Origin of the sequence: Sorangium sp. So ce1504 (assembly GCF_051521635.1) — a bacterium.
Taxonomy (GTDB): Bacteria; Myxococcota_A; Polyangia; order Polyangiales; family Polyangiaceae; genus Sorangium; species Sorangium cellulosum_B.
Map to the genome: position 1 here is coordinate 3,617,081 of NZ_CP150365.1, position 20,459 is coordinate 3,637,539.

General features: G+C 70.7%; 14 protein-coding genes and 1 tRNA gene. 5 read left to right on the top strand and 10 right to left on the bottom strand.

Annotated features, from left to right (window positions below):
* Positions 1 to 419: 419 nt before the first annotated feature.
* Genes WMF39_RS13800 through WMF39_RS13815 form a run of 4 tightly spaced genes read right to left on the bottom strand, consistent with a single transcriptional unit; the run spans position 420 to position 5,305 of the window.
* Positions 420 to 1,496: a DUF4340 domain-containing protein gene (locus tag WMF39_RS13800; RefSeq protein WP_437745974.1), complete on the bottom strand. Its 1,077-nt coding sequence runs from the start codon at positions 1,494 to 1,496 to the stop codon at positions 420 to 422.
* Between the two features lie 27 nt (positions 1,497 to 1,523).
* A complete protein-coding gene (locus tag WMF39_RS13805; protein WP_437745975.1) occupies positions 1,524 to 3,368 on the bottom strand; it encodes a GldG family protein in 1,845 nt (614 codons plus the stop codon).
* Positions 3,369 to 3,377: 9 nt separating this feature from the next.
* Entirely contained in the window at positions 3,378 to 4,112 is a 735-nt protein-coding gene (locus tag WMF39_RS13810) for an ABC transporter permease (RefSeq protein ID WP_437535377.1), read from the bottom strand.
* Positions 4,113 to 4,117: 5 nt separating this feature from the next.
* Positions 4,118 to 5,305 (bottom strand): ATP-binding cassette domain-containing protein, encoded by a 1,188-nt coding sequence (locus WMF39_RS13815; protein ID WP_437745976.1) that lies wholly within the window; start codon positions 5,303 to 5,305, stop codon positions 4,118 to 4,120.
* Between the two features lie 377 nt (positions 5,306 to 5,682).
* On the opposite strand from WMF39_RS13815, the gene WMF39_RS13820 reads away from it, so the two are divergent.
* The gene (locus WMF39_RS13820) at positions 5,683 to 6,930 is read left to right on the top strand and encodes an aspartate kinase (protein WP_437745977.1); all 1,248 of its coding nucleotides are present in this window, start codon (positions 5,683 to 5,685) and stop codon (positions 6,928 to 6,930) included.
* 252 nt (positions 6,931 to 7,182) lie between these two features.
* Here the strand turns inward: WMF39_RS13820 and WMF39_RS13825 are convergent, their stop codons facing one another.
* Together WMF39_RS13825 and WMF39_RS13830 are read right to left on the bottom strand one after the other, a co-directional pair.
* A complete protein-coding gene (locus WMF39_RS13825) occupies positions 7,183 to 8,814 on the bottom strand; it encodes a TROVE domain-containing protein (protein ID WP_437745978.1) in 1,632 nt (543 codons plus the stop codon).
* 165 nt (positions 8,815 to 8,979) lie between these two features.
* Positions 8,980 to 9,118: transfer RNA gene (locus tag WMF39_RS13830), tRNA-Arg, on the bottom strand.
* Positions 9,119 to 9,463: 345 nt separating this feature from the next.
* Here WMF39_RS13830 and WMF39_RS13835 point away from each other — a divergent pair.
* The 3 genes from WMF39_RS13835 (at position 9,464) to WMF39_RS13845 (ending at position 13,482) form a co-directional block, all read left to right on the top strand.
* Positions 9,464 to 10,738 (top strand): leucine-rich repeat domain-containing protein, encoded by a 1,275-nt coding sequence (locus tag WMF39_RS13835; RefSeq protein WP_437745979.1) that lies wholly within the window; start codon positions 9,464 to 9,466, stop codon positions 10,736 to 10,738.
* 816 nt (positions 10,739 to 11,554) lie between these two features.
* The gene (locus WMF39_RS13840; RefSeq protein ID WP_437745980.1) at positions 11,555 to 12,220 is read left to right on the top strand and encodes an RNA polymerase sigma factor; all 666 of its coding nucleotides are present in this window, start codon (positions 11,555 to 11,557) and stop codon (positions 12,218 to 12,220) included.
* A complete protein-coding gene (locus WMF39_RS13845; RefSeq protein ID WP_437745981.1) occupies positions 12,217 to 13,482 on the top strand; it encodes a hypothetical protein in 1,266 nt (421 codons plus the stop codon). Before WMF39_RS13840 ends, WMF39_RS13845 begins: the two co-directional genes overlap by 4 nt.
* Here the strand turns inward: WMF39_RS13845 and WMF39_RS13850 are convergent.
* The gene (locus WMF39_RS13850; protein WP_437745982.1) at positions 13,466 to 13,621 is read right to left on the bottom strand and encodes a hypothetical protein; all 156 of its coding nucleotides are present in this window, start codon (positions 13,619 to 13,621) and stop codon (positions 13,466 to 13,468) included. The genes WMF39_RS13845 and WMF39_RS13850 overlap by 17 nt on opposite strands.
* Positions 13,622 to 13,683: 62 nt before the next feature.
* Here WMF39_RS13850 and WMF39_RS13855 point away from each other — a divergent pair, with 62 nt between their 5' ends.
* Positions 13,684 to 14,409: a hypothetical protein gene (locus tag WMF39_RS13855; protein ID WP_437745983.1), complete on the top strand. Its 726-nt coding sequence runs from the start codon at positions 13,684 to 13,686 to the stop codon at positions 14,407 to 14,409.
* 78 nt (positions 14,410 to 14,487) lie between these two features.
* Here WMF39_RS13855 and WMF39_RS13860 read toward each other — a convergent pair whose 3' ends face one another.
* The 3 genes from WMF39_RS13860 to WMF39_RS13870 form a co-directional block, all read right to left on the bottom strand.
* Entirely contained in the window at positions 14,488 to 16,581 is a 2,094-nt protein-coding gene (locus tag WMF39_RS13860; protein ID WP_437745984.1) for a S9 family peptidase, read from the bottom strand.
* Positions 16,582 to 16,673: 92 nt separating this feature from the next.
* Positions 16,674 to 19,688, bottom strand: coding sequence for a hypothetical protein (locus WMF39_RS13865; RefSeq protein WP_437745985.1), 3,015 nt, complete (start codon positions 19,686 to 19,688; stop codon positions 16,674 to 16,676).
* Between the two features lie 161 nt (positions 19,689 to 19,849).
* Positions 19,850 to 20,401: a hypothetical protein gene (locus WMF39_RS13870; RefSeq protein WP_437745986.1), complete on the bottom strand. Its 552-nt coding sequence runs from the start codon at positions 20,399 to 20,401 to the stop codon at positions 19,850 to 19,852.
* Positions 20,402 to 20,459: the final 58 nt, after the last annotated feature.

The window sequence follows — 20,459 nt, forward strand, 5'->3', positions numbered from 1 at the left end:
CCGTCCGATAAGGACAACGGGGGCCTGAGTGAGCGCAGCCATAAGCGAAAATCGAGCCAGGGCAAACAGAAAACACGGGAATCCAGGGTTTGGGCTGATTCCGCCGTGAACGCCTCTGAGCCCACCGGGCGCCATGGTCATAGGTGACGAAAAATCGTGCGCAGAGTGCGTCGAATATTCGTCACATCGGCCCCTGAGTGCGAATCGAGGTTCGCGTGGCTCGAGAGCCACACCGGGCCGTTTGCACCGACCCAGGTTGAGGGTGCCGCCGACCCAGGTTGAGGTTGCCAGCGCCGACCCAGGTTGAGGGTGTCTGGTTGGGCCGCTGAGACGCCGACGCGGCTTCGGGGGCGGGCGCACAAAATGCAAGGAGGCGCCGGTCTCCCAGCGCCTCCCGCTCTCATGCGCGACGTCGCCTGCTACTCGGCGTCGTCCAGGCCCATGTGGCCCGCCGCCTCATCGTCATGGGCGTCTTCGCCCTTCTTGTCGTCCTTCTTCTCGGCCTTCTCGAACCTCTTCGGCTCTGCGATGGCCCAGTCGGCCGACCACGACGACAGCACGTAGATCGTGCCGTCGCCGCCTTCCTTCGTGGCGTAGCGGCTCGAGCCCTTCGCGGTCTTGCCCACCTTGACGGTGAAGTCGCCCGCGTTGTCCTTCAGCTTGATCGTGATGATGCCGCCGTTCGAGGCCGCCGCGTCGAGCCCCGTGTCCGACTTCTCGTCGCCGAAGTCCTCCGCGCCGAGGTTCTTGTAGGCGCGCAGCAGGTCCTTCACCTTGGCCTCGTCGAACTTCTCCCACTTCGCGGAGGCCGCGCCCAGCTTGCCGCCCTTGTCGCGCTGAGCGAACGTGCCGGCCCACTTGTCGCCGTTCTTCGAGAAGCTGAACAGGCCGTTCTTGTTCTCGACCGAGACCTGGATAGCGTTCTCGTCCTCGAACTTGAGGATCGACGTCTCGCGCCAGTTCTTGGGCTCCCGCGTGTAGAGGTAGCTCGAGTAGCCGCCCGCGACGTAGACGCCGTCCTGCCCGTCGACGCGCGCCATCTGCCCGCGCGAGCCGCTCTTGCCGAGGTACAGGTCGAGCGCCTTCTCCTCGCCCTTGTACGCGACGACGTGGACCGCCTTCTCGTCCGTGAGCTCGTACTGAGGGTACGTGCCGCTCGTCCGGTCGATGACCTCCTTCAGCTTGAGCTCCTTCAGGTTGTCGAGGAGGCTCCGCACGTTCGCCGCGTTCGCCTTGGCGTTGACGGGCTTCGTGACCTCCCACGTGTCGCCCTTCTTCTCGAGCGTCACGTCGGACTTGTCGGCGTTCTTGATCGCGATCTTCGTGACCTTCTCGACGTCTTCCTTCGAGATCCCCACCTTCGGCAGATCCGCCGTGGCGGCGGTCGCCGAGTGCGCGGCGAGCTCGTCCTTCTGCTTCTTCTGCGTGAAGTACACGCCGAGGCCGAGGAGCGCGAGGACGGCGAGGGCGATGTAGATTCTGTGCTCGGTCTTCATGGCTCTTTCACCCGATGGGGCTCTGGCTCAGTCGAGCGTGATGTTCTCGCGGGCGTTCTCGCGACGCCGCCACCGGATGAGGCCGAACACGGCGAAGAGCGCCGCCGGCAGGAGCGTCAGCGTCCACTGCACGCGCTGCTGCACGGTCTTGCGCTCCGCCCGGTACTCCTCGGCCTTCTTGGCCAGGGTGGCCTCGTCGTCCGTGGCCTCCTGCTTCGGCTTCTCGATGCCCGCGTAGGTCAGGTTCGTCTCGCCGAACATCTTCGCGGTCGCGGCGAGCAGCGTGCTGTCCCCCGCCATCCAGTCGAGGGTGTTCTTGAACGCCAGGATGGTGGCGGTCAGGTACTTCTGCGCGTACGGCTGCGAGAGCATCAGGAGGTCCTCGTCGCCGCCCATCCCGCCCATCATCGCCATCTGCGGCGGCATGGGGGGCGGGTTGCCGGAGCGGGCGAACGGGTTCGCGAGGAACTGCGACGCCGAGAGCACGAGGATCCGGCCCTTGTCCGCGCTCTCCGCGGGCGCGCTGATGCCGAGCCCCTCCTGGCCGCCGAAGGCGCTCTTGAGCTTGCCCTCGACCGTCACCGCGATCGCGCGCTGCGCGTACTCGCCCTTCGGCTTCCAGTCGGCCGAGAACTTCATGTCGATGGCCTCGGACACGTCGACCGTCGTCTTCGGCGTCGAGCGCGCGACGACCTTCATCGTCGCCTCGGGCTGCTTCTCCGGGTGCGGCACGAGGGTCGACGGGAAGGGGAAGGCGAGCTCGGGGAGGCGGAAGAAGCCGGGGAACGACGAGTCGAGGATCTGCTCCTTCTCGTCGAAGCGGCTGTCCTCCTGGAGCTGGAGGATGCCCGGCGCGCGGAACCACATCATCTGGCCCGACTGCGTCTGCACCGGGATGGCCATCGAGCGGCTCCAGTCGAGGATCGCCTCCTTCTTCATCTCGACGCCGTAGCCGTCGAGCAGCTTCTCGAGGCCCCAGGTGTTGAGCGACGCCTTCATCGCCGGGTCGGACGCCTTGAGGTTCACCGCGCCGGCGAACACGGCGAGCGCCTTGTTGCCCAGCATCATGAACTGGTCGATGCGGCGCAGCTCCTTCTCGGTGAACTCCTTGCCCGGCTGCGTGATCACGAGGCCGGCGAGCTCCTTGTTGATCTCGCTGTCGCCGCCCTTCAGATCGACGTCCTCGAACTTGTAGAACGGGAAGTGGTGCTCGAGCAGCGCGCGCATCGACGGGCCGCCGCCCCGGCCGCCCTGCGACGCGACGAGGTTCGGGTCCGTCAGCTTGATCTCATCCTTGCCGGTCACGACGCCGATCTTGGTGTCGATGGCGTCGGCCTTGTCGCGGATCTCGCGGATGGTGTTCGTGATCCAGAACTCGAGGCCCTGCGCCTGGTCCGGCGAGAGCATCGGGATCGCCTCCTTCTCGCTGCCGTACTTGAAGGCGATGCCCATGAACCCGCGGGTGATCGTGGCCTGATCCTGGCCGGTCTCGCTCCCCTCGCCGAAGGCGGCCTCCTGCAGGCCCGCCTCCTTGGCGGCGGCGCGCTGCTCGTCCGTCTTCGCCTCGATGATCGCGTAGTGGAGCTTGCCGTTCGAGGCCTGCTCGTACTCGTTCATGAGGTCGGTGAGGTCCTGGATGAACGCCTCGTGCTTCGGGAGCCCCCGGGTGACGTAGACGTCGATCTGGAGATCCTGCTTGAGCCCCTCGCGGACGAGGTGGGCCGAGCCCTTCGAGAGGGTGAACCTCTCGGTCTTCGTCATGTCGAAGCGCTTGTAGGCGCCGTACGAGATGACGTTGGCCGCCACGAGGATGGCGGCAACGATGGCCAGGTAGACGCCTGTCTGCGTCGCGGCTTTGGCTTTCCGTTCCATGGTTGGTCCTTACGCCCACTTCCTGCGCTCGAGCGCCCTGAACGAGGCCATGAGGCAGCCCGCTGTGATCGAGAGGAAGAAGACGATGTCTCGGGTGGACACCATGCCGCGCGCGAACGGCGTGAGGCGGGTGTCGAAGCTGATGAAGGAGAGGACGTCGCGGATGAGCGACGGGGCGTAGTCGGCGAGGTTGTCCACGCCGTGCAGGAAGCCGAGCACCAGGAAGGTGATGAAGAACGCGATCACCTGGCTGTCGGTCAGCGACGAGATGAGGAGGCCGATCGACACCGCCGCCGCGCTGTAGAGCACGAGGCCGATGTACCCCGAGAGCACCGGCCCGCTGTCGAGCGCGCCGAGGTGCCAGGGCCACACGAACATCATCAGCGGGTAGAGGATCGTCGAGAAGACGAGCACGAGGACGAGCCCCCACGCGCCGAGGAACTTGCCGAGGACGACCTCGTGATCCTGCACGGGCAGGGTGATCAGCATCTCCAGCGTGCCGCTCCGCTTCTCCTCGGCGAGGAGCCGCATCGTGATGACGGGGATGATGAGGAAGGAGAGGCCTATCGGCGCCCAGCTGAACAGCTGCACGAGCGAGGCGCGGTCCGCCTGCCAGAAGCCGCCGTTCATCAGGAAGAAGATGACGCCGAGCGCGATCAGCCCGAAGCAGATCACGACATAGGCCAGGGGGGAATCGAAGTTGGAGCGGAACTCCCGCTTCGCGATGGTCAGGGTGGTGCTCATACCGTTCAGCCCTTCTTCTTGGCGGGCGCTTCTTCCTCTGCGCCTTCGTCCTCGTCGCCGTCGCCGCCGTCCTTGGCTTCGTCGCCGGCGCTGTCGTCGTCCTCTTCCTCGTCGTCCTCGTCGTCGGCCGGCGCGCTCGCCTCGTCCTCGTCGTCGAGGTCGTCGGTGATCAGCTTGCGGCCGCGGTCCTTGCGCTCGTCGCCGCGCGTGAGCGCCTTGAACACGTCCTCGAGGCTCTGCGAGTCGCGCCGCATCTCGAGGAGGAGCCAGCCCTTCTGCACGACGAGCTGGAAGAGCTCGGGCCGGATGTCGCCGCCGAGCGCGCCGAGCAGCTGGAAGCTGTGGGCGCTGTCGCCGGTCGGCAGCTCGGTGACGCTGGTGACCCCGGGCAGACCGGAGAGCGCCTCCTGGACCTCCTGGGCCGTCGGGGGCTTGCGCGCGCCCGACCGGTAACCGTCGCCGCCCTCGAAGACCTTCTTCTCGTGGACGGTGATGACGTACCGGACCTTGCCGCTCTTGGCGCGGATGTCGTCGAGCGGGCCGTCGGCGACGACGCGCCCCTTGGAGACGACGATGGCGCGGGCACAGGCTGCCTCGACCTCGGACAGGTTGTGGGTGGAGAGGAGGATCGTCCGCTCCTTGCCGATCTCCTTGATGTAGCGGATGACCTCCGCCTTCTCGTTCGGGTCGAGATCGCTCGTCGGCTCGTCGAGGATGAGGATCGGGGGGTCGTGGACGAGCGCCTGGCCGAGGCCGACGCGCTGGCGATAGCCGTGGGAGAGCGTGCCGATGTCCTTGCCGAGCACCTGGGCGAGGCCGCACACCTCGACGATCCCCTTCATCCGCTTCTTGAAGAGCGAGTGATCGAGGCCGCGCATGTCGGCGACGAACGAGAGGTATTCCCAGACGTTCATCTCGCCGTAGAGCGGGGCGCGCTGGGGCAGGTACCCGAGCTTGCGCCGGACATCGAGCGGGTCGTCGAAGACGTCGTACCCGTGGACCCGCGCCGTCCCGGCCGACGCCGAGAGGAAGCAGGTGAGGATGCGCATCGTCGTCGACTTGCCGGCCCCGTTCGGTCCCAGGAAGCCGACGACCTCGCCGCGATGGACCTCGAAGCTCACCTTGTCGAGCGCGCGCAGCGACCCATAGCGCTTGGTCAGCGAGCTCGCCTCGATCATCACATCGCTAGCCAAAATGACCTCCTTAGATGGTTCCTTGAGAAGCGGAGCGCCCGGCTCCGTCGTTCGCCCCTGGCGATCCCCCCCGCCATGGCCGGCGGGCGCGCCGTTGTAGCACCCTGGATCACCCATTACCCAGGCGAAAGGCGGCGCCATCGTAGCGGCGGGTGGATCTCTGTCAACAGCGCCGACCCGAAGCGGTTGAACCTGGGGTTTATTCCCGGCGATCGGGGCTGCTCCGGGCACGGTTGTCCGGGCTATCCCCGGTTTGGCGGGGTCGCAGCGATTTCTCCGCGACATGTCGTGCGCAGGACGGGGTCGCCGGGCGCGCGCGGCGGTCGAATTTCTCCTTGACCTGGGCGTCTGTGTTGGACTAGTTGGCCACACCTCGCGTGAGCCTCATCGTCCAGAAGTTCGGCGGCACGTCCGTCGGGTCCATCGAGCGCATCCAGCGGGCGGCCGCGCGGGCGCTCGCCACACAGCAGGCCGGTCATGACGTCGTGGTCATCGTCAGCGCGATGGCCGGCGAGACGAACCGGCTGCTCAAGCTGGCGTCGGACATCGCGCCCGTGCCCGACGCGCGGGAGATGGACGCGCTGGCGGCGACCGGCGAGCAGGTCTCGGCCGCGCTGATGGCGATGGCGATCCAGGCGCAGGGGGGCAAGGCGCGGAGCTTCCTTGGCCACCAGCTGAAGATCCTGACCGACAGCGCCTATACGAAGGCGCGGATCAAGGCGATCGACGCCCAGCGGCTGCACGAGGCGCTGGCCGGGGGGAAGATCGCGGTGGTCGCCGGGTTCCAGGGCGTGGACGACGCGGGCAACATCACGACGCTCGGCCGAGGCGGCAGCGACACGAGCGCCGTGGCGATCGCGGCGGCGGTGGGCGCCGAGTGCGAGATCTACACGGACGTCGACGGCGTTTACACAACGGACCCGAACATCTGCAAGACGGCGCGGAAGATCGAGCGGATCAGCTACGAAGAGATGCTGGAGCTCGCCTCGCTGGGAGCGAAGGTCCTTCAGATACGGAGCGTGGAGGTTGCGATGAAGTACGGTGTCCCGGTGCATGTGCGGTCGTCGTTCTCGGACGTGCCGGGCACGTGGGTCGTCAGCGAGGAGCAGTCTCTCGAGAGCGTGACGGTGACGGGCGTGGCGCTCGACCGAAACGAGGCGCGGGTGATGCTCGTCGGCGTCGACGACAAGCCGGGCGTCGTGGCGCAGATCTTCGGCGCGCTGGCCGAAGAGAACATCAGCGTCGACATGATCATCCAGAACGCGCCGAGCTACGGCCTGGAGGCGCGCGGCGCCTCCGGCGAGGTGAAGGCCGACGTCACGTTCACCGTCGGCAAGGCGGATCTCCCGCGGGCGAAGCTCGTGATGGAGAAGGTCTCCAGCGGCGTGCGCGCCGTGAGCATTCGTTACGAGGAGGACATCGTGAAGGTGTCGATCGTCGGCCTCGGGATGCGGACGCACGCGGGCGTGGCGGCGCGGATGTTCCAGCTGCTCGCGGCGGAGGGGATCAACATCCAGGCGATCTCCACGAGCGAGATCAAGATCTCGTGCCTCGTCTCGACGAAGTATGCCGAGCTCGCCGTCCGTGCGCTGCACGATGGCTTCGGGCTCGGCGCCAAGGCCTGACGAAGCCCGCGCTAGCGTCGTAACGCGCTCGCCGTGAGCGGCCCCCGACCCGGTCGGTGGGGCGGCTGGCGGCGCGTTGCGTTATGGTGTCGCGATCGCTCTGTCAGGGGTGCACGGCGTCGCTCCATGCGAGCGATGAGCTCATCGGGCCGAGCGACGTTGCCGTCGGCACCTTCGGCCGTCCTTGGCCCAGCAGCGGACTCGGCGCCCGCTGCTGCGCTCCTTGGGTTCGCGCTCTCCAGGGACGGGACGCTAGTCCTGCGCCATCGCCGCGGCGAAGCGCAGCAGCCCCTCGCCCCAGCCGCCGAGGATGTACGTGCGATCGTAGAACTCGGGCACGAGCGTGTCCTGGTACCCGGCGACCTGGACAAGGAACACGCGCACGTCGCGGTTCACCCGCGCGCGGTACGTCGCCACGAGCTTCGCCACGTCGATGTAGTGCCCGTTCCAGGCGAAGTCCGCGTAGTCCTTCGGCCGCGTACCGTACAGGCCGCCGTGGCCGGCCTGCATGTCGCTCATCACGAACACCGAGTCCCAGCGCTGCCGCTCGCGGATCGCGCGATCCCAGAAGAGCCACACGCCGTTCTCGGTCGCCGTCCCGATCGTGCGGGCGAGGTGCTCCGCCTTCTCGAGCTGCGAGAACACGCTCTCCTGCTTGCGCACCGCGAAGGTCTCCAGCCGGTCGCCGAACACGCCGAGGTGCCCGTCGCTCGCGCGCATCCCGGCCACGACCCCCGTGAGGTTCGCGATCGTGGAGATCTGCATCGTCCCGAGGCTGCTCGTGGTCGTGCCCTGCGCGGAGCCGCTGTTGTCGCAGAGCACCATCACGCGGCCGGGGAAATACGGCACCTGGCCGAGCGATCGGTTCAGGCACTTCTCCACCGCGTCGAGCACGGCGCCCGGCGCGCAGCCCTTCACGGCGCGGTAAGCGCTGTAGTACCGGAACGGCAGCTGCTTGCCGTCCGCGGCCGTCTCGACGAGCTTCGGCAGGAACTGGTCGAACGGCACGCCCGCCGCGATCAGGTTGCGCAGGTTGCGCAGCAGGGCCATGTGGCCCATGACCGGCAGCGCCTTGCGCCACGCGCACCGGTTCGAGCCGCGCGCCGAGACGATCGCCTCCCAGGTGCGGCCCGTCGCGCGGAGCGCGCCCTTCGCGAGGCGGTCCACGCTGGGGCTCTTCGGGTGCACGAGGTTCATGACGTCCACGGTCTTGCTCCCCTTGCCCTCGAGCCGGTACTTCGCGAGGGCGTGATCATCGAAGCGCTCGAGGGCGTCGCGCAGCGCGCGCTTCAGCGCGTTCGGCACCGGCTTGCCGAAGCGGTAGAGCTGGTACGCGAGGGCGACCGCCGGCTCGTCCGCGCGCCTCAGGATGCGCGGCGCGTAGCTGCGCACGAGGCCCGTCCCGCGCACGGAAGCGGTGTTCGCCGCGCGCACCAGGATGACCTGGGGCGTCGTGCGCAGATGCTCCTCCTCGCGCAGCCGCGCCGCCTCGGCGAGCGTCGCCTCCGGATCGGCCGCGAGCGCCTCGTCGATGGCCTTCTCGATCAGCGCCGCCGGCGAGAGCTTGCGCCACTCGGCCGGGTCCACGGCGCCGAGCGTCTCGCGCAGGCGCCGCACCTCGGCGTCCGAGAGGCGCGCGCGGGCGGCCGCCTTCTTCGCGGCCTTCGCCGACACCTTCGTCTTCGCCGCGTTCACGGCCTTCGCCGGGCGCGGATCCGCAGGATCGAGGTGGTAGTACATGGGCTCGCCGAAGAAGCACGACGAGGCCGCGAGGCGGAGGCGCTTCAGCGGATCGGCGATGTCGTAGGAGCGGCCGCCCATCCAGTTCAGGTGCGAGTCGGCGCTGCGCTTGTCCTGACGCTTGAGATGCTGAAAGAACGCCATGATGACACCTCCATCCTCGACGCACGCGCGGCGAGGGGTCGAGAGCGGGGCGCAGGTTGAAGGTGCGCCCCGCTCGAGAAAGCGGGCGCAGCGCGGAGGATGGTGGTCACGGGGTTGGTCGTGTTCAAACGAAGGAGCCGTGACGCTCACTGCCGCGCTGCGCCCTGGTGCCAGAGGCGGGACTCGAACCCGCGACCTCGTCCTTAGAAGGGAAGTAACCCCGGATCTCACTGCCGGCGCTCATCGCGCCGGAGAACACCGTCCGGAGTTTGTTTTCGCGCTCTAACCGCTGAGCTACTCTGGCGTGGACGCTGGGGGGTATTGCAGGGCGGATGCCAGGGTGGTCTCGGCCGGTGCCCACCGCAGAAACCCCGGGGAAACGGGCGCGAGCGAGGGCCGCTGACGTCTCCCGTCGGTACGTGACCTATCCCATGAGATAAAATCCTAGATGAACCGATAGGTCGGGGCGCTCGCCGTGGTCCTCGCGTCAGAAAGGGGCGCGCCGCCGAGGAACGCGCCCGTCGAGCGAGCAGGACGCGACTTGGCACAGGGTAGATGGCGCAGGATGGCTCATTTGGCGGGCCGATGAGCCAGATCGGCCAGAATTGGCTGTGCTTGGCGGCGGCACCGGGTTTGCTGGAGCCGCCTCATGCTCACCAGAACGCGGAGCTCCTTCGTCTGGGCCATGTGCCTTCCCCTCTTCGGCTGTGCCAGCGTCGTCGACGATGGGGACGCGTCGAGCGACACGGGCGCTCCGGGCGGCGCGAGCGTCGACGCCAGGCCAGCTCCGGAGGGCTGCAACGGGTATCTGGAGGTGCCGGATCCAGCGCTCGCCGCGGGCTTGCGAGAGCAGCTCGGCCTCGGCGCCGGCGATCCGATCCCGGGGGCGGCGGTCGCCGCCGCGCCTGAAGTGCTCGACCTCGCCGGCCTTGGCATCGAGAACCTGAGCGGCCTCGAGTGCGCCAAGTCGGTCGAGCAGCTGTTCCTCCAGGGCAATCAGATCGAGGACATCTCGGTCCTCGCGCGCCTGCCGCGGCTCTACAACCTGCACCTGGGCGGGAATCGGATCGTCTCGCTGGGCGCGCTCTCCGGGCACCCGGCGCTCTTTTCGCTGTACGCGAAGGACAATCTCGTCTCGTCGACGAGAGACCTCAAGGACCTTGCGGAGCTTCAGAACCTGATCTTGTCGGGCAATCCGCTCGAGGCCCTCGAAGGGCTGGACGGTACACACGCCCTGTACCATCTCTCGGTCGACCACACCGACGTCGCCGAGCTCTCGAGCCTCTCCAGGTTTCCGCGCCTGAACAACGCGGACTTCACCGACACCAAGGTGACGAGCCTCGCGACGCTGCCGGCCCTCCACTCCCTGACGACGCTGATCCTGGATGACGCGGAGGTCGAGGACGTGAGCCTCGGCGCGGTCCTTCCGGCCCTCGCGAACCTGCACCTGAGCGGCAATCACATCGCGTCGATCGCAGGGCTCGATCCCGCGAGCGTGCCCAGCCTGCAGCACCTGGGGCTCGCTCGCAACCCGCTGACGGACACGTCCCTGCTCGCCGCCTACCCGCAGCTGAGGGGGGTGACGATCAGCGAGATCGGATCGAACGGCGCGGATCTGAGCTGGGTCACGGGGCTCGCGGGCCTCGAGCGGATCGAGGCGCGCTCCGACTCCATCACCGACCTCACGCCCCTCCTGGGCGTGCCGCTCATCGTCACGCTGGATCTGTCGGACAACCTGATCGAGGACGCGTCTCCGCTGAACGACGTCGTATTCAACCACTGCGCGCAGGTCTCTCTCGCGGGGAACCCCGGTGAGAGCTCGTTCGGCAGCGTGCTGGACGCCCTCTGCGCGAGGAATGTCGTGGTCGACGGCTACTGCCTGCCCGCTGTTTGCGACCCTTGCGCGAACGTGGCCTGCGATTGAGCGCCTCGTCTCGACGGAGCTGACCCAGGGCGCCGAGCTCGGGCCGCCTCGCACGTCAGGGTCCCCATCGAATCGACAGTGGTACACGCCACAGCCTGCGGGTGATGCGATATCCAGCGCGCGGAGGGGGCCTCGGCTGCGTTAGGCAGGAGCTCCAGAACCAGCGCTGCATCGCCCGAGTGCAGAGCGGGGATCCGGAACGTCGCGACCGTGGCGGGCGCTCATCACCGTGGGCATGAGAGGGTCACGATCTGGGGTTTGGTAGAATTTTGAAGCAACGCCCAGATCCAGACCTGGGGGTTGCGTCGTGGCGCGTGTCCCGGGGAGGTCGAGACCTCTGGGGCGGGTTCGAGAGGAGGAGTCCGCGAGGACGAGACCTTGGCGGCAGGTGTGCAGAGGAGGGCTCGGCCAGATCGCGATCTCGGCGGCAGCTGGCCGAGGAAGGCTCGGCCAGATAGCGATCTTGGCGGCGGCCGGCAGAGGAGGGCTCGGCCAGATCGCGATCTTGGCGGCAGGTCGGACACGAGAGGCTGGTCAGGTCGAGGCCTCTGGCTCAGGAGAGAGATGAGGGCTCGACCAGGTCGAGACCTTGGCGGCTGCGGCGATCGGGCCGACGGTTGAGCCATGGGTGGCGTCAGCTGCTGCGAGGCGGAGGCGCGCGCCGCGAGCGTCCCCGGGTTCGGTCGCGCGATCGTCACCGCCGGCGCGCGGAGAGGAAACCGGCGGCGATCTCGGTTGTGTAGAGTGCGAGATGACGGCGCTCGTGGTCGGCTCATGGTGCATCGCGGCGGACGGGTCCCTCGCGCCGAGGCTCCCGTGAACCTCGCCGCGCGATCCCGGCTCGGCCCTCGGGCCGGGGCCGAGGAGCTGCTCCCCCGTCCCGCGGATGGCGAGCGGTACGACCCGCCCGAGCACATCGCTCCCATGTCGTCCCAGGACCTCCCGGCGTCCAGGGTGCGGGCCTCGGGCGCAGGGGCGCTGGACGCCGAGGCGCTGTACCGCCGCCACCATCCCCTAGTGTACCGACTCGCCCTCCGTTACGGCCGCGGCAACGTGGCCTGGGCAGAGGATGTGACGCAGGACGTGTTTCTCGACCTCATGAAGGCGCTCGCGACGCTGACCGATCGAGACAACCTCGAAGGATGGCTGTACAGGGCGACCTCGAATCGCTGCCTGAACCGCCTGCGCCGGGACCGGTTCCTCGAACTCGCGCCCATCCGCTGGCTGCTCGGGCAGGACGAGGCCGATCCGCGCCCGATGCTCGAAGAGGTGGCCATCGCGCGCGACGATCTGCGTCGGGCGTTCAAGGCGCTGGGCACGTTGCCTCCCAAGGAGCAGGTGGCGTTCTCGATGTTCTATCTCGACGGCAAGGAGCAGGAGGAGATCGGGAGCGTCCTTGGCCACTCCAAAGGGTACGTGTGCAAGCTGATTCAAAGGGCCGTCGCGCGGCTCCGCGACGCCGGGTGGGAGGTGGGGCCATGACGCGAGACCGCGACCTGCTCGCGCTGCTGCGTGAGGTCGACGAGCGGCTCGCGGCGGTGACGCCATCGCCCCGGCTCGCGGCGCGCCTCGGCGCGCGGCTCCGCGGGGAACGCCCGTCCCTCGCCCGGCGCGTGGGGCGCCCGCTCGCGCTGGCCCTCGCCGCCGGAACGGCCGCGGTCGCCCTCGGCGCCGCCCTCCAGCGCCCCGTGACCTCCGAGGTCTCCGCGCGCAGCCCGGCCGTCGAGCCCGCGATCGGGATCGTCGGCGATCGCTCCTGCGCGGACGGCGGGATCCCGGAGCGCACGCCGGCCGAGGGCCACCCACCGGCGCCGCCCCGGATCCTCGCCCCGCTCCTCCGGGAGCCGCCCCGCCGGCTCGCTCCGCCGCCGAAGACCTCGCCCCCCGCGCCGCACAGCTCGGCAGCGCCGCCGGACGCGCGCGACGCGCCCGCAGGCCAGCGTCCCGGCGAGCTCCCCGATGGCCGCAGCCCGGTCCCCCCGCCGCCGGCCGTCGCACTCCCGTCGAGCCCGGGGTGGATCGACGCCCTGGAACGTCCGCCGCTCCACGCGTCGCGCGGCCAGCTCCCTTCGTGGAGCCGAGGCACCGGAGGCGCCAGCGCTCCGGTGGAGGTGGCTGGGCAAAAGGGCGAGCGAAGCGCCGAGGGGGCGGACGGCGCGGCGACCGGGGAGCCCCACGAGAAGCCGACGGGTCCGCAGGAAGAGGCGGGCTGCCGGACCGCGGAGGAGTTGACGAGCGACGTCGAGGCGGTGTGCGACGCGCAGGGCCTCGTCCTCAGCGACGTCAAGCTGCTCGAACCGTGTAGAGACGGCGGCTACCACGGCGTCGAGCACACGTGCGTCAACGGCGAGCCGACCGAGTGCTGGCGCGGCCGGCTCGGCGACGGCCTCACCTGTCATGACAGCGGCGATCTGAAGGATCAGGCCTACATCACGTGCAGCAACCAGGGAGCGGATCTCACCGAATTCACGTACGACCGGGGTGTCCCTGGGTGCGGGCCCAGCGAGACGACAGGGGCCGTCTATGCGTGCTGCCCGGCGGCGGAGCCGCTTCCGTCGCGCCTGTGCTGGACGACCAAGATCGACCACGGGGACGTGTGCCAGGCGCAGTCGACGCTCGGTGAAGAAGCCAGCGCCATGTGCGCAGACGTCGGGCAGCGGATCTTCCGCATCTGGTACAACTCCGGCACCGCGATCTGCCCCGAGGCGCACGACACGAGCGCGCTCTTCACCTGCTGCCCGTGAGCAGCGGTCGCGGGCCTGCCTGGCGGAGCTTGAAGTTCCGTATCCCCTCCGGCACGAGCGAGAGCGACGCGGCCGCGGGTGAAATCGACGCGGCGGCGGGCGAGGGCGCGTCCGTCGCTGCGCGCAGGTAGCTCGGCACCGCCGGCGACAGGTATGATGGCGCCCGCCCTGAACGCGCCCGCGCGCCGTGGAGTCGCTCCCATGCCCGATCCCTACATCTACCAGCGTGACATCGAGACGTACGGCCGCCTCACCGCGTCGCAGATACAGAAGCTCGTCCTGCCGGTCGACGCGGGGTTCGTGACGGCGCTGCGCACCGTCACGGCGCGCCTCGACGCCGCGACCGAGGCCCTGCGCAAGGCGAAGCTGGACGCGACGGCCGCTCCCGTGCCTGCCAGCGCGTCCCGCGGCTCGAGGGGCGGCCGGGCCAATCCGGTCGCGGCGGGCCGCGGCCTGCTGCGCCGCCTCGTGGAGCACGCCGCCTCGCGGCCCAACGGGGTCGCGCTGGCCCGCGAGCTCCTCCACGGCCAGACGCTCGCCACCGTGCTGCGCCGCCGCCCCGCGGCGCTCGCCGCCGCGCTGACCCACGCGATCGAGGTGCTCGAGCAGCACGAGGGGCAGCTGCCCGAGCGCGAGGCATGGACGGCCGGCCTCGAGCGCTCCCGGGACGCCCTCGAGCCGCTCATCCGGAGCGTGCGCAAGACCCGGCTCGCGCGCCGCACCATGACTCCGGCGATGAAGGCCGCGCGCGACGAGTGGATCAACACCTATCGCGCGGCGAAGCTCCTCGTGGAGTGTGTGCTCCGGCTCCACGGCAAGACGTCGTTGATGCCGGAGATCTTCGGCGATCTCCCGCGCGCCCCCCGCGCCGCCGCCGTGGCTACCGCCGCGGGACGCCCGCCGGCCAGCGCGCCCGCGCACGCGTGACGATTCCGCTGCTCACGCCGGAGCTCGACCCGCGCCGACACGTGGCCTCGGGCCGGGCCACCCGGAATACGCTCGTTCCTACCCGCCCCCGAGGTGCGCCCGGAAGAAACGCACGAGGTGTCCATACTGGAGCACCTGGTTCTCCCGCTTCTGCGCGCCGTGCCCCTCGTCGGCGAACAGGATGAGCTCGGACGGGATCTTCCTTGCCTCCAGCGCCTGCTGGATCTGCACCGACTCACCCGCAGGGACCCGCGGATCCGACACGCCCTGCACGATCAGCAGAGGCGACTTCACCCGATCGAGGTACGTGATCGGCGAGAGCTTGAGCAACGCGTCCCGATCCTTCTCGGGATCACCGTACTCGGAGATCCGGAGGATGCGCCGGTAAGGCGCCGTGTTCTGGAGGAACGTCACGAGGTTGCTCATCCCGACGACGGCCGCGCCCGCGTCGTACGCGCCGGCGAACATGGTCATGCCGATCAGCGAAGAATAGCCGCCATAACTGCCGCCGAAGATGCCGACCTTCGGCGGCCGGCCCTCGTGGCCGAAGCTCGCCTTGACGAACTTCGCGGCGTCCTCGATGTCCGTGATGACGTCGAGCCGCTTCGCGCCGTCGTCGGCGTGCAGCCACGTCTTGCCGTAACCGTCGCTCCCGCGGACGTTCGGCTCGACGAACACGAACCCGGCGTCCACGAAGATCTGCGCCCGCGCGCTGAACCCAGCCCTGGTCTGGACCTCCGGGCCGCCGTGGAAATGGACGATCACCGGACAAGGCCGCTCGCACCGCGCAGGGCGGCGCACGAACATCGGGATCTGCGCCCCGTCGCGCGCTGGATAGGACTCCAGCGTGGTCGCCGAGAATGCGCCCGGCGCCATCTCGGGCATGCTCGGAGCGTGCCACTGCGAAAGCTTGCCAGTCGTCCAGTCGAGGACATGCGCCGTCGCCGGGGACGTCGAGGTCTCCAGGAGCAGCGTCGTGAACCGGCCGTCCCGCGTCGTCGAGACCGGGGTCACATGATCCGCCGCCGGGAGCGCGGGCAGCTTGATCTCGCGGTGCGACCTCGCGTCGAGCGCGCGGAGCCGCGTGTAGCCCCGCTCGTTCACCGTGTAGAGGATCCTCTTCCTCGCCCGATCGATGGAGAACGCGCTGACGTCGAACGGGATCTCCGGCGAGATCGGCGTGAGCTTCCCCGCCTTCCAGCTGTAGAGCCGGCGGTGCTCCCCGAGGCGCGGCGTGAGCACGAGGATCTCGCCGGGCGCCGCGCCGTACAGGGCCTCGTAGTCCTCGCGCTCGCCCTGCCCGAAGAGGGGAGTCAGCGCGTCGGCGCCCGGAGCGGCCTTCGCGCCAGGCGCCCACTCGAAGAACTCGCTCATGTTGGAGCCCACGTCCTTCGCGAGCAGCAGGCGGCCGTCGCCCGTGGCGTCCACGGCGCGCCAGATGCCCTCGCGATCGAACACGACCTCTCGCTGCCTCGACGCGATGTCGTACCGGTAGATGACGTACGCGTCCTTCTTGACGTCGTTGGCCCGATAGTAAACGTGTCGCCCGTCGTCGGAGACGAGCTGGAGCTGCGTCTGCACGCCGGGCATGTGCTGGATGGCGACGAGCGGGCCGCCCTTCGCGTCCTGTAGGTAGAGCCCGGGGTTCTCCTCGCCCTTGCGGTCGCGCGAGAGGACGAGGCGCGCGCCGTCCGGCGTGACGTCCGCCACGACGGTCGGATCCTCGCCGCCCGTCAGCTGCAGCGGGAAGCGCTGCGGCCCGTCGAGCCGGAAGACCTGCCTCGTCCCCGTGATCGTCCACGTGAAGTAGAGCGCCCTGCCATCCGGCCCGAGGACGCCTCCGGAAGGAGCGCGCACGTCGAGCATGGCCTGGATCCGGCGCGAGACGTCGTCCGGGAGCGGAGGCGGCGCGTAGCGCGCCAGGATCTCCGGAGAGACGCTCGCCGCGCCGTGCCCCGCGTACCCGGGCCGCTCCGGCGCGGGCGTAGACCGCGGCGGTCCTGCGGGCGAAGGCGGCGCCGGAGGCGCGGACGCGGCAGGCCGAGGCGCAGCCGCCGGAGGGACCGGCGGGGCCGGCGCGCACGCCGCGGAGAGGGCGAGGGAGCCGAGCAAGCCGAGCAAGGAGCGCCGCGTGGCGCCATGGCGCCTGCGCTGCGTCGAGGAGGACGACATGCGGCGCATTTCGCCGGAGCGGGCGCATGCCGGCAAGGTCAAAGGCCGCGGGGCGCGGGCAAGGTCAACAGGCCGCGGGGCGCGGGCCCGCCTCAGTCGGGCTCGCCGGGGAGCTTCGCGCGGCCGAGGGCCGCTTCCGCCGCCGCCAGCTGCGCCGCGAGCTTCCGCAGCTCCTCGGCTTCCTCGCCCTGGAGCGAGATGTTCGGGACGAGCGCGTTCAGGGCGCGGCGGTTGTACGCGAGCCCGAGCGGCGAGCCCTTCTCGAGGTTCATCACCATCGACTCGGCCAGCACCGCCAGCGCCTCCCGGTGCAACCCCTTCGCCGAGAGCACCTCCGCGAGCGCGGCCGTCGAGCGGGCCAGGCCGAGCAGGTCGCCGAGCGCCTCCTCGGCCTCGATCGCCGCGGTCAGGCGCTGCGTCGCGCGGTCGAGGCGGCCGTTGCGGAGCTCCAGCCGGCCGATCGTCTCCCACACCCGGGCGAGCTCCCGGGTGTCGCCGAGCTGCTTGTAGGCGCGCTCCGCGGCGAGCGCGTGGTCGAGGCCCATCGACAGCGCGTCGGACTCGCGCCCGGGGCGGGCGGGGACGTGGAGCGGGATCCGCGCGAAGAGGTGGTCGGTCTCGGCGAGCTCGACGCGCGCCGACGGATCGACCCGGGCCCGCTCCTCGAAGGTCCGGCGCGACTCGATCAGGAGGTGCGTCGCGCGGACGGGATCGCCCATGCGCACGTGGACCGCCGCCTGATCGTTGAGCAGCCGGGCCGCGCCGAGCGCGTCCCCGGCGTCGAGCAGCTGGCGGCTCGCGGTCGCGAGCTCCTCCAGCGCGCGCTCCAGCGAGCGCGCGTCGCCCATGTCGTAACAGACGTCGGCGATGAGCGCGGCGACCTCGGCGTGCAGCTCCGGCGGGTCGCCCTGCGCGAGGAGCGCACGCGCGGCGTCGAGCACCTCGAGCGCGCCCGCGAGCGTGCTGGCGGGGTCCGGACCGGCCGCCTGCCATTGCACCCGAGCGATGCCCGCGAGCGCGCCGATGCGGAGCCGGCGGCGCGCGGGCGTGGCCGGCATGCCGTCGAGCAGGGAGAGCGCCTTCCGCCCGTAGCTCAGCGCCTGGGCGTACGCGCCCATGTCCGCCGCCTCGACCGCGGCCGCGCAGTAGCGCCGCGCCGCTTCCTCGTGCTCGCCCGCCTCGGTCAGGTGCGCCGCCGCGCGGACGTCGTGGAGGTGGCGTCCAGCGCCGTGCGCCGCCGCGCTCGCGGCGCCCGCTGCCTCGGCGCGATCGGGCGCCACGGGCGCCGGGTACATGGACACGCCGAGCGGCGCCGCGGCGCGCAGGGACTCGGCCGCGGCGCGCCCGGCGACGGAGTCGGTCGCTGCCGGCCAGGAGAAGGCGTGGCGGGATCCGGAAGACGATCGCTCGGACAGCGCGGCAGGGACGCGCAGCGAGGCCCCGCGGGCCGAGCGGCTCGGCTCGTCCGGGAAGGCGCCGCCGAGGGACGCGAGATCGCGGGGCACCCGCATCGGCCCCGGGATGGGCGCGTCGAGCGAGTCGGGCGGGGCGTCGAACATGATGGACTCGGGTGGCTCCGAGACGCGGCGGCTCTCGGGGCTGCGGTGGAACAGATCGGCGTAGGGCCACGCAGGATTGCCGGGCTCTGCGGGGGCCATCGGCGCGGGCCTGTCCTGGGTAACGCGCGGCGGCGCGCGGCGCGTGTTGCTCATGGACGCACCGCCCGTATGGGCCATGGCTGGCGGCGGCCTCAGCGTCTCGGCCGCCCGCGGCACCCCGCCGCGCACCACCGAGAGCGTGGGGTCGGCGGTCTTCTCCCACTCATCGGCGGTCGCCGCGCCGCCGGCCTCGGGGGTCGGCCCGCCGGCGACGGGCACGCCGGGCGAAGCGGCCGCTGGTGACGCCGTCGACGGCCACGGGCCCGCTGGCGGGGGCGCGGCGGCCATCGTGCGCGGCGTCGCCATGGCGGGCAACGACGCGGACGGCGGCGCCGTCGAGAGCGGCGGCGCCCCGGCCTTTGCCTGCGCAGCGGCGGCCCTCGTGGTCGGGTCGTCGCCGCGAGGCACGCCGAGGTTCGCTCCGCCGATGACGTGCCGCTCGACGGTCGACGTGAGGATGGCCGCGCTCTGGGTCGGCGGCGCCGCGGCATGGGCGGGCGCCGCCGCGGCATGGGTCGCCTGGTGATCGGCCGCGACGACGCCCAGCGCGGCGCGCGGCTCGCGCGCGGCCGGGGCGTCCGGCTCGGTCCGCTCCTCGCTGAGCAGCGTCGCGAGCCGCCGGTGCCACACGCGGGCGAGCGACGGGAGGATCGATCCGCGGAGCGTATCGACGGTCTCCTGCGGGAGATGGAAGCGCCCGTCGCCGCGGTCCTCGACCGGAACACCCGCGTCCGCGGCGCGCTGCAGCGCCTCGAGCACGTCGAGCGTGTCCACGCGGAGGAGCGCGGCGACGAGCTCGCTCTCGAACCCCGAGCCGACGATCGCGCCGGCTCGGAGCACCCGGAGCACCTCGCCGGGCAGCTCGCGCACCGCGACCTGCTGCTGCGGCGGCGGGGGCGTGGTCGCGCTCGTCAGCGTGATCGCGCCGTCGGCCGGCCGGAGGAGCGCGTCGGCTCCGCAGGCGGCGCGCATCGCGTCGACCAGGCCGCCTGCGGGGCCGGTCGGCGCGTGCAGGCGGAAGGAGAGGACGAGCGCGACGCGGAGCGCGTCGGGGCGGGACACCACCCGGCGCAGCACGTCGAGCGTGGCAGGATCGGCGTGCTCGACCGCGTCGAACACGATGGCCCACGTGCGATCCGCCCGCTGCGCGAGGCGGTTGGCGGTCTCGATGAACTCGGCGTCCACCATCAGCTCGTGCACGTCGCCGAGGAGGCGGCGCCGGAGCCCCGGGGCGGCGCGGCTGCGCGCCTGATCGAGCGTCGGCTGCGCCCCGCCGGCGAGGCGCTCGATCTGGATCCGCGCGTCGCGCAGCGGTCCGAGCGTCATCTCGGGGACGTCGCAGCGCACGCGCACGATCCGCAGCCCGAGCCGTGCCGGCGGATCCCCGGGGACGATGTTCAGCAAGGCCGTGTGCCGGCCCTCGGAAATGCGCTGCCAGAGCTGTTCCACGGTCCGCTCCTCCTCTCTCCAGGCGCACACGGCCCAGAGCGGGGCGCATCGTCGTGCGCTACGGGATCATCCGCGTCGTTCGGCTCGCTGCGGCGTACTTTCGTACGCCTCGCTCGCCTGCCTCGCGGCTGAGCCCGTATCCTACGAGCCTGCACCCTGCTCTAGTATCCCCAGAGGAACTCCGCGCGGGCGAACGCCGTGAAATAGCTCCCCGGACCGTCGCCCGCGCCAGGGAGGAGCAGCGTGTACTTGCCGGCGAAGCCGGCGGCGAACTCGCGATTGAACGCGTAGTCGATGCCGAACGGGATGGAGACCCCGAACTGCCCCCGGTGGCAACCCGGCTGGCCAGACGAGCCGCAGGGCGCGAGGCGCACACTGTCGTACGCGCCGGTCATGAGGCCGACGTAGGGGACCCACTGCAGAATATCGATGACGTACGTGGCGCCGGCGGACGCGCCGAGGAGCATGAGATCGCCCCCCGGGTGGGACGCGGTGTTGACCTCGGCGACCGCGTTGAAGGCGTCCGTGAGCCCGTAGGCGAGGTGCAGGCTGCCGCCGATCCCCGGGTACGTCCCGCCGTCCGCGAGGAGCGCGTACCCGACGCCGGCGCCGGCATGCCATTGCCGTTCAAAGGCGTCGGCCCGCGAGGGGGCGAGGAGCGCGAGGAGCGCGAGCGCGGCGGAGGTCAGCAGGGCGACAGGGGAGCATCTCATGGTCGGTTGCGGCGAGCAGCCCGGAGCGCCCCCGCGGCGAACCATGGATCGAGGGCGA

Coding starts and splice junctions, on each gene's coding strand:
- WMF39_RS13805 (WP_437745975.1), bottom strand. CDS start 3,368: ATGGAACGGAAAGCCAAAGCCGCGACGCAGACAGGCGTCTACCTGGCC.
- WMF39_RS13855 (WP_437745983.1), top strand. CDS start 13,684: ATGCCCGATCCCTACATCTACCAGCGTGACATCGAGACGTACGGCCGC.
- WMF39_RS13845 (WP_437745981.1), top strand. CDS start 12,217: ATGACGCGAGACCGCGACCTGCTCGCGCTGCTGCGTGAGGTCGACGAG.
- WMF39_RS13825 (WP_437745978.1), bottom strand. CDS start 8,814: ATGGCGTTCTTTCAGCATCTCAAGCGTCAGGACAAGCGCAGCGCCGAC.
- WMF39_RS13870 (WP_437745986.1), bottom strand. CDS start 20,401: ATGAGATGCTCCCCTGTCGCCCTGCTGACCTCCGCCGCGCTCGCGCTC.
- WMF39_RS13810 (WP_437535377.1), bottom strand. CDS start 4,112: ATGAGCACCACCCTGACCATCGCGAAGCGGGAGTTCCGCTCCAACTTC.
- WMF39_RS13835 (WP_437745979.1), top strand. CDS start 9,464: ATGCTCACCAGAACGCGGAGCTCCTTCGTCTGGGCCATGTGCCTTCCC.
- WMF39_RS13860 (WP_437745984.1), bottom strand. CDS start 16,581: ATGTCGTCCTCCTCGACGCAGCGCAGGCGCCATGGCGCCACGCGGCGC.
- WMF39_RS13800 (WP_437745974.1), bottom strand. CDS start 1,496: ATGAAGACCGAGCACAGAATCTACATCGCCCTCGCCGTCCTCGCGCTC.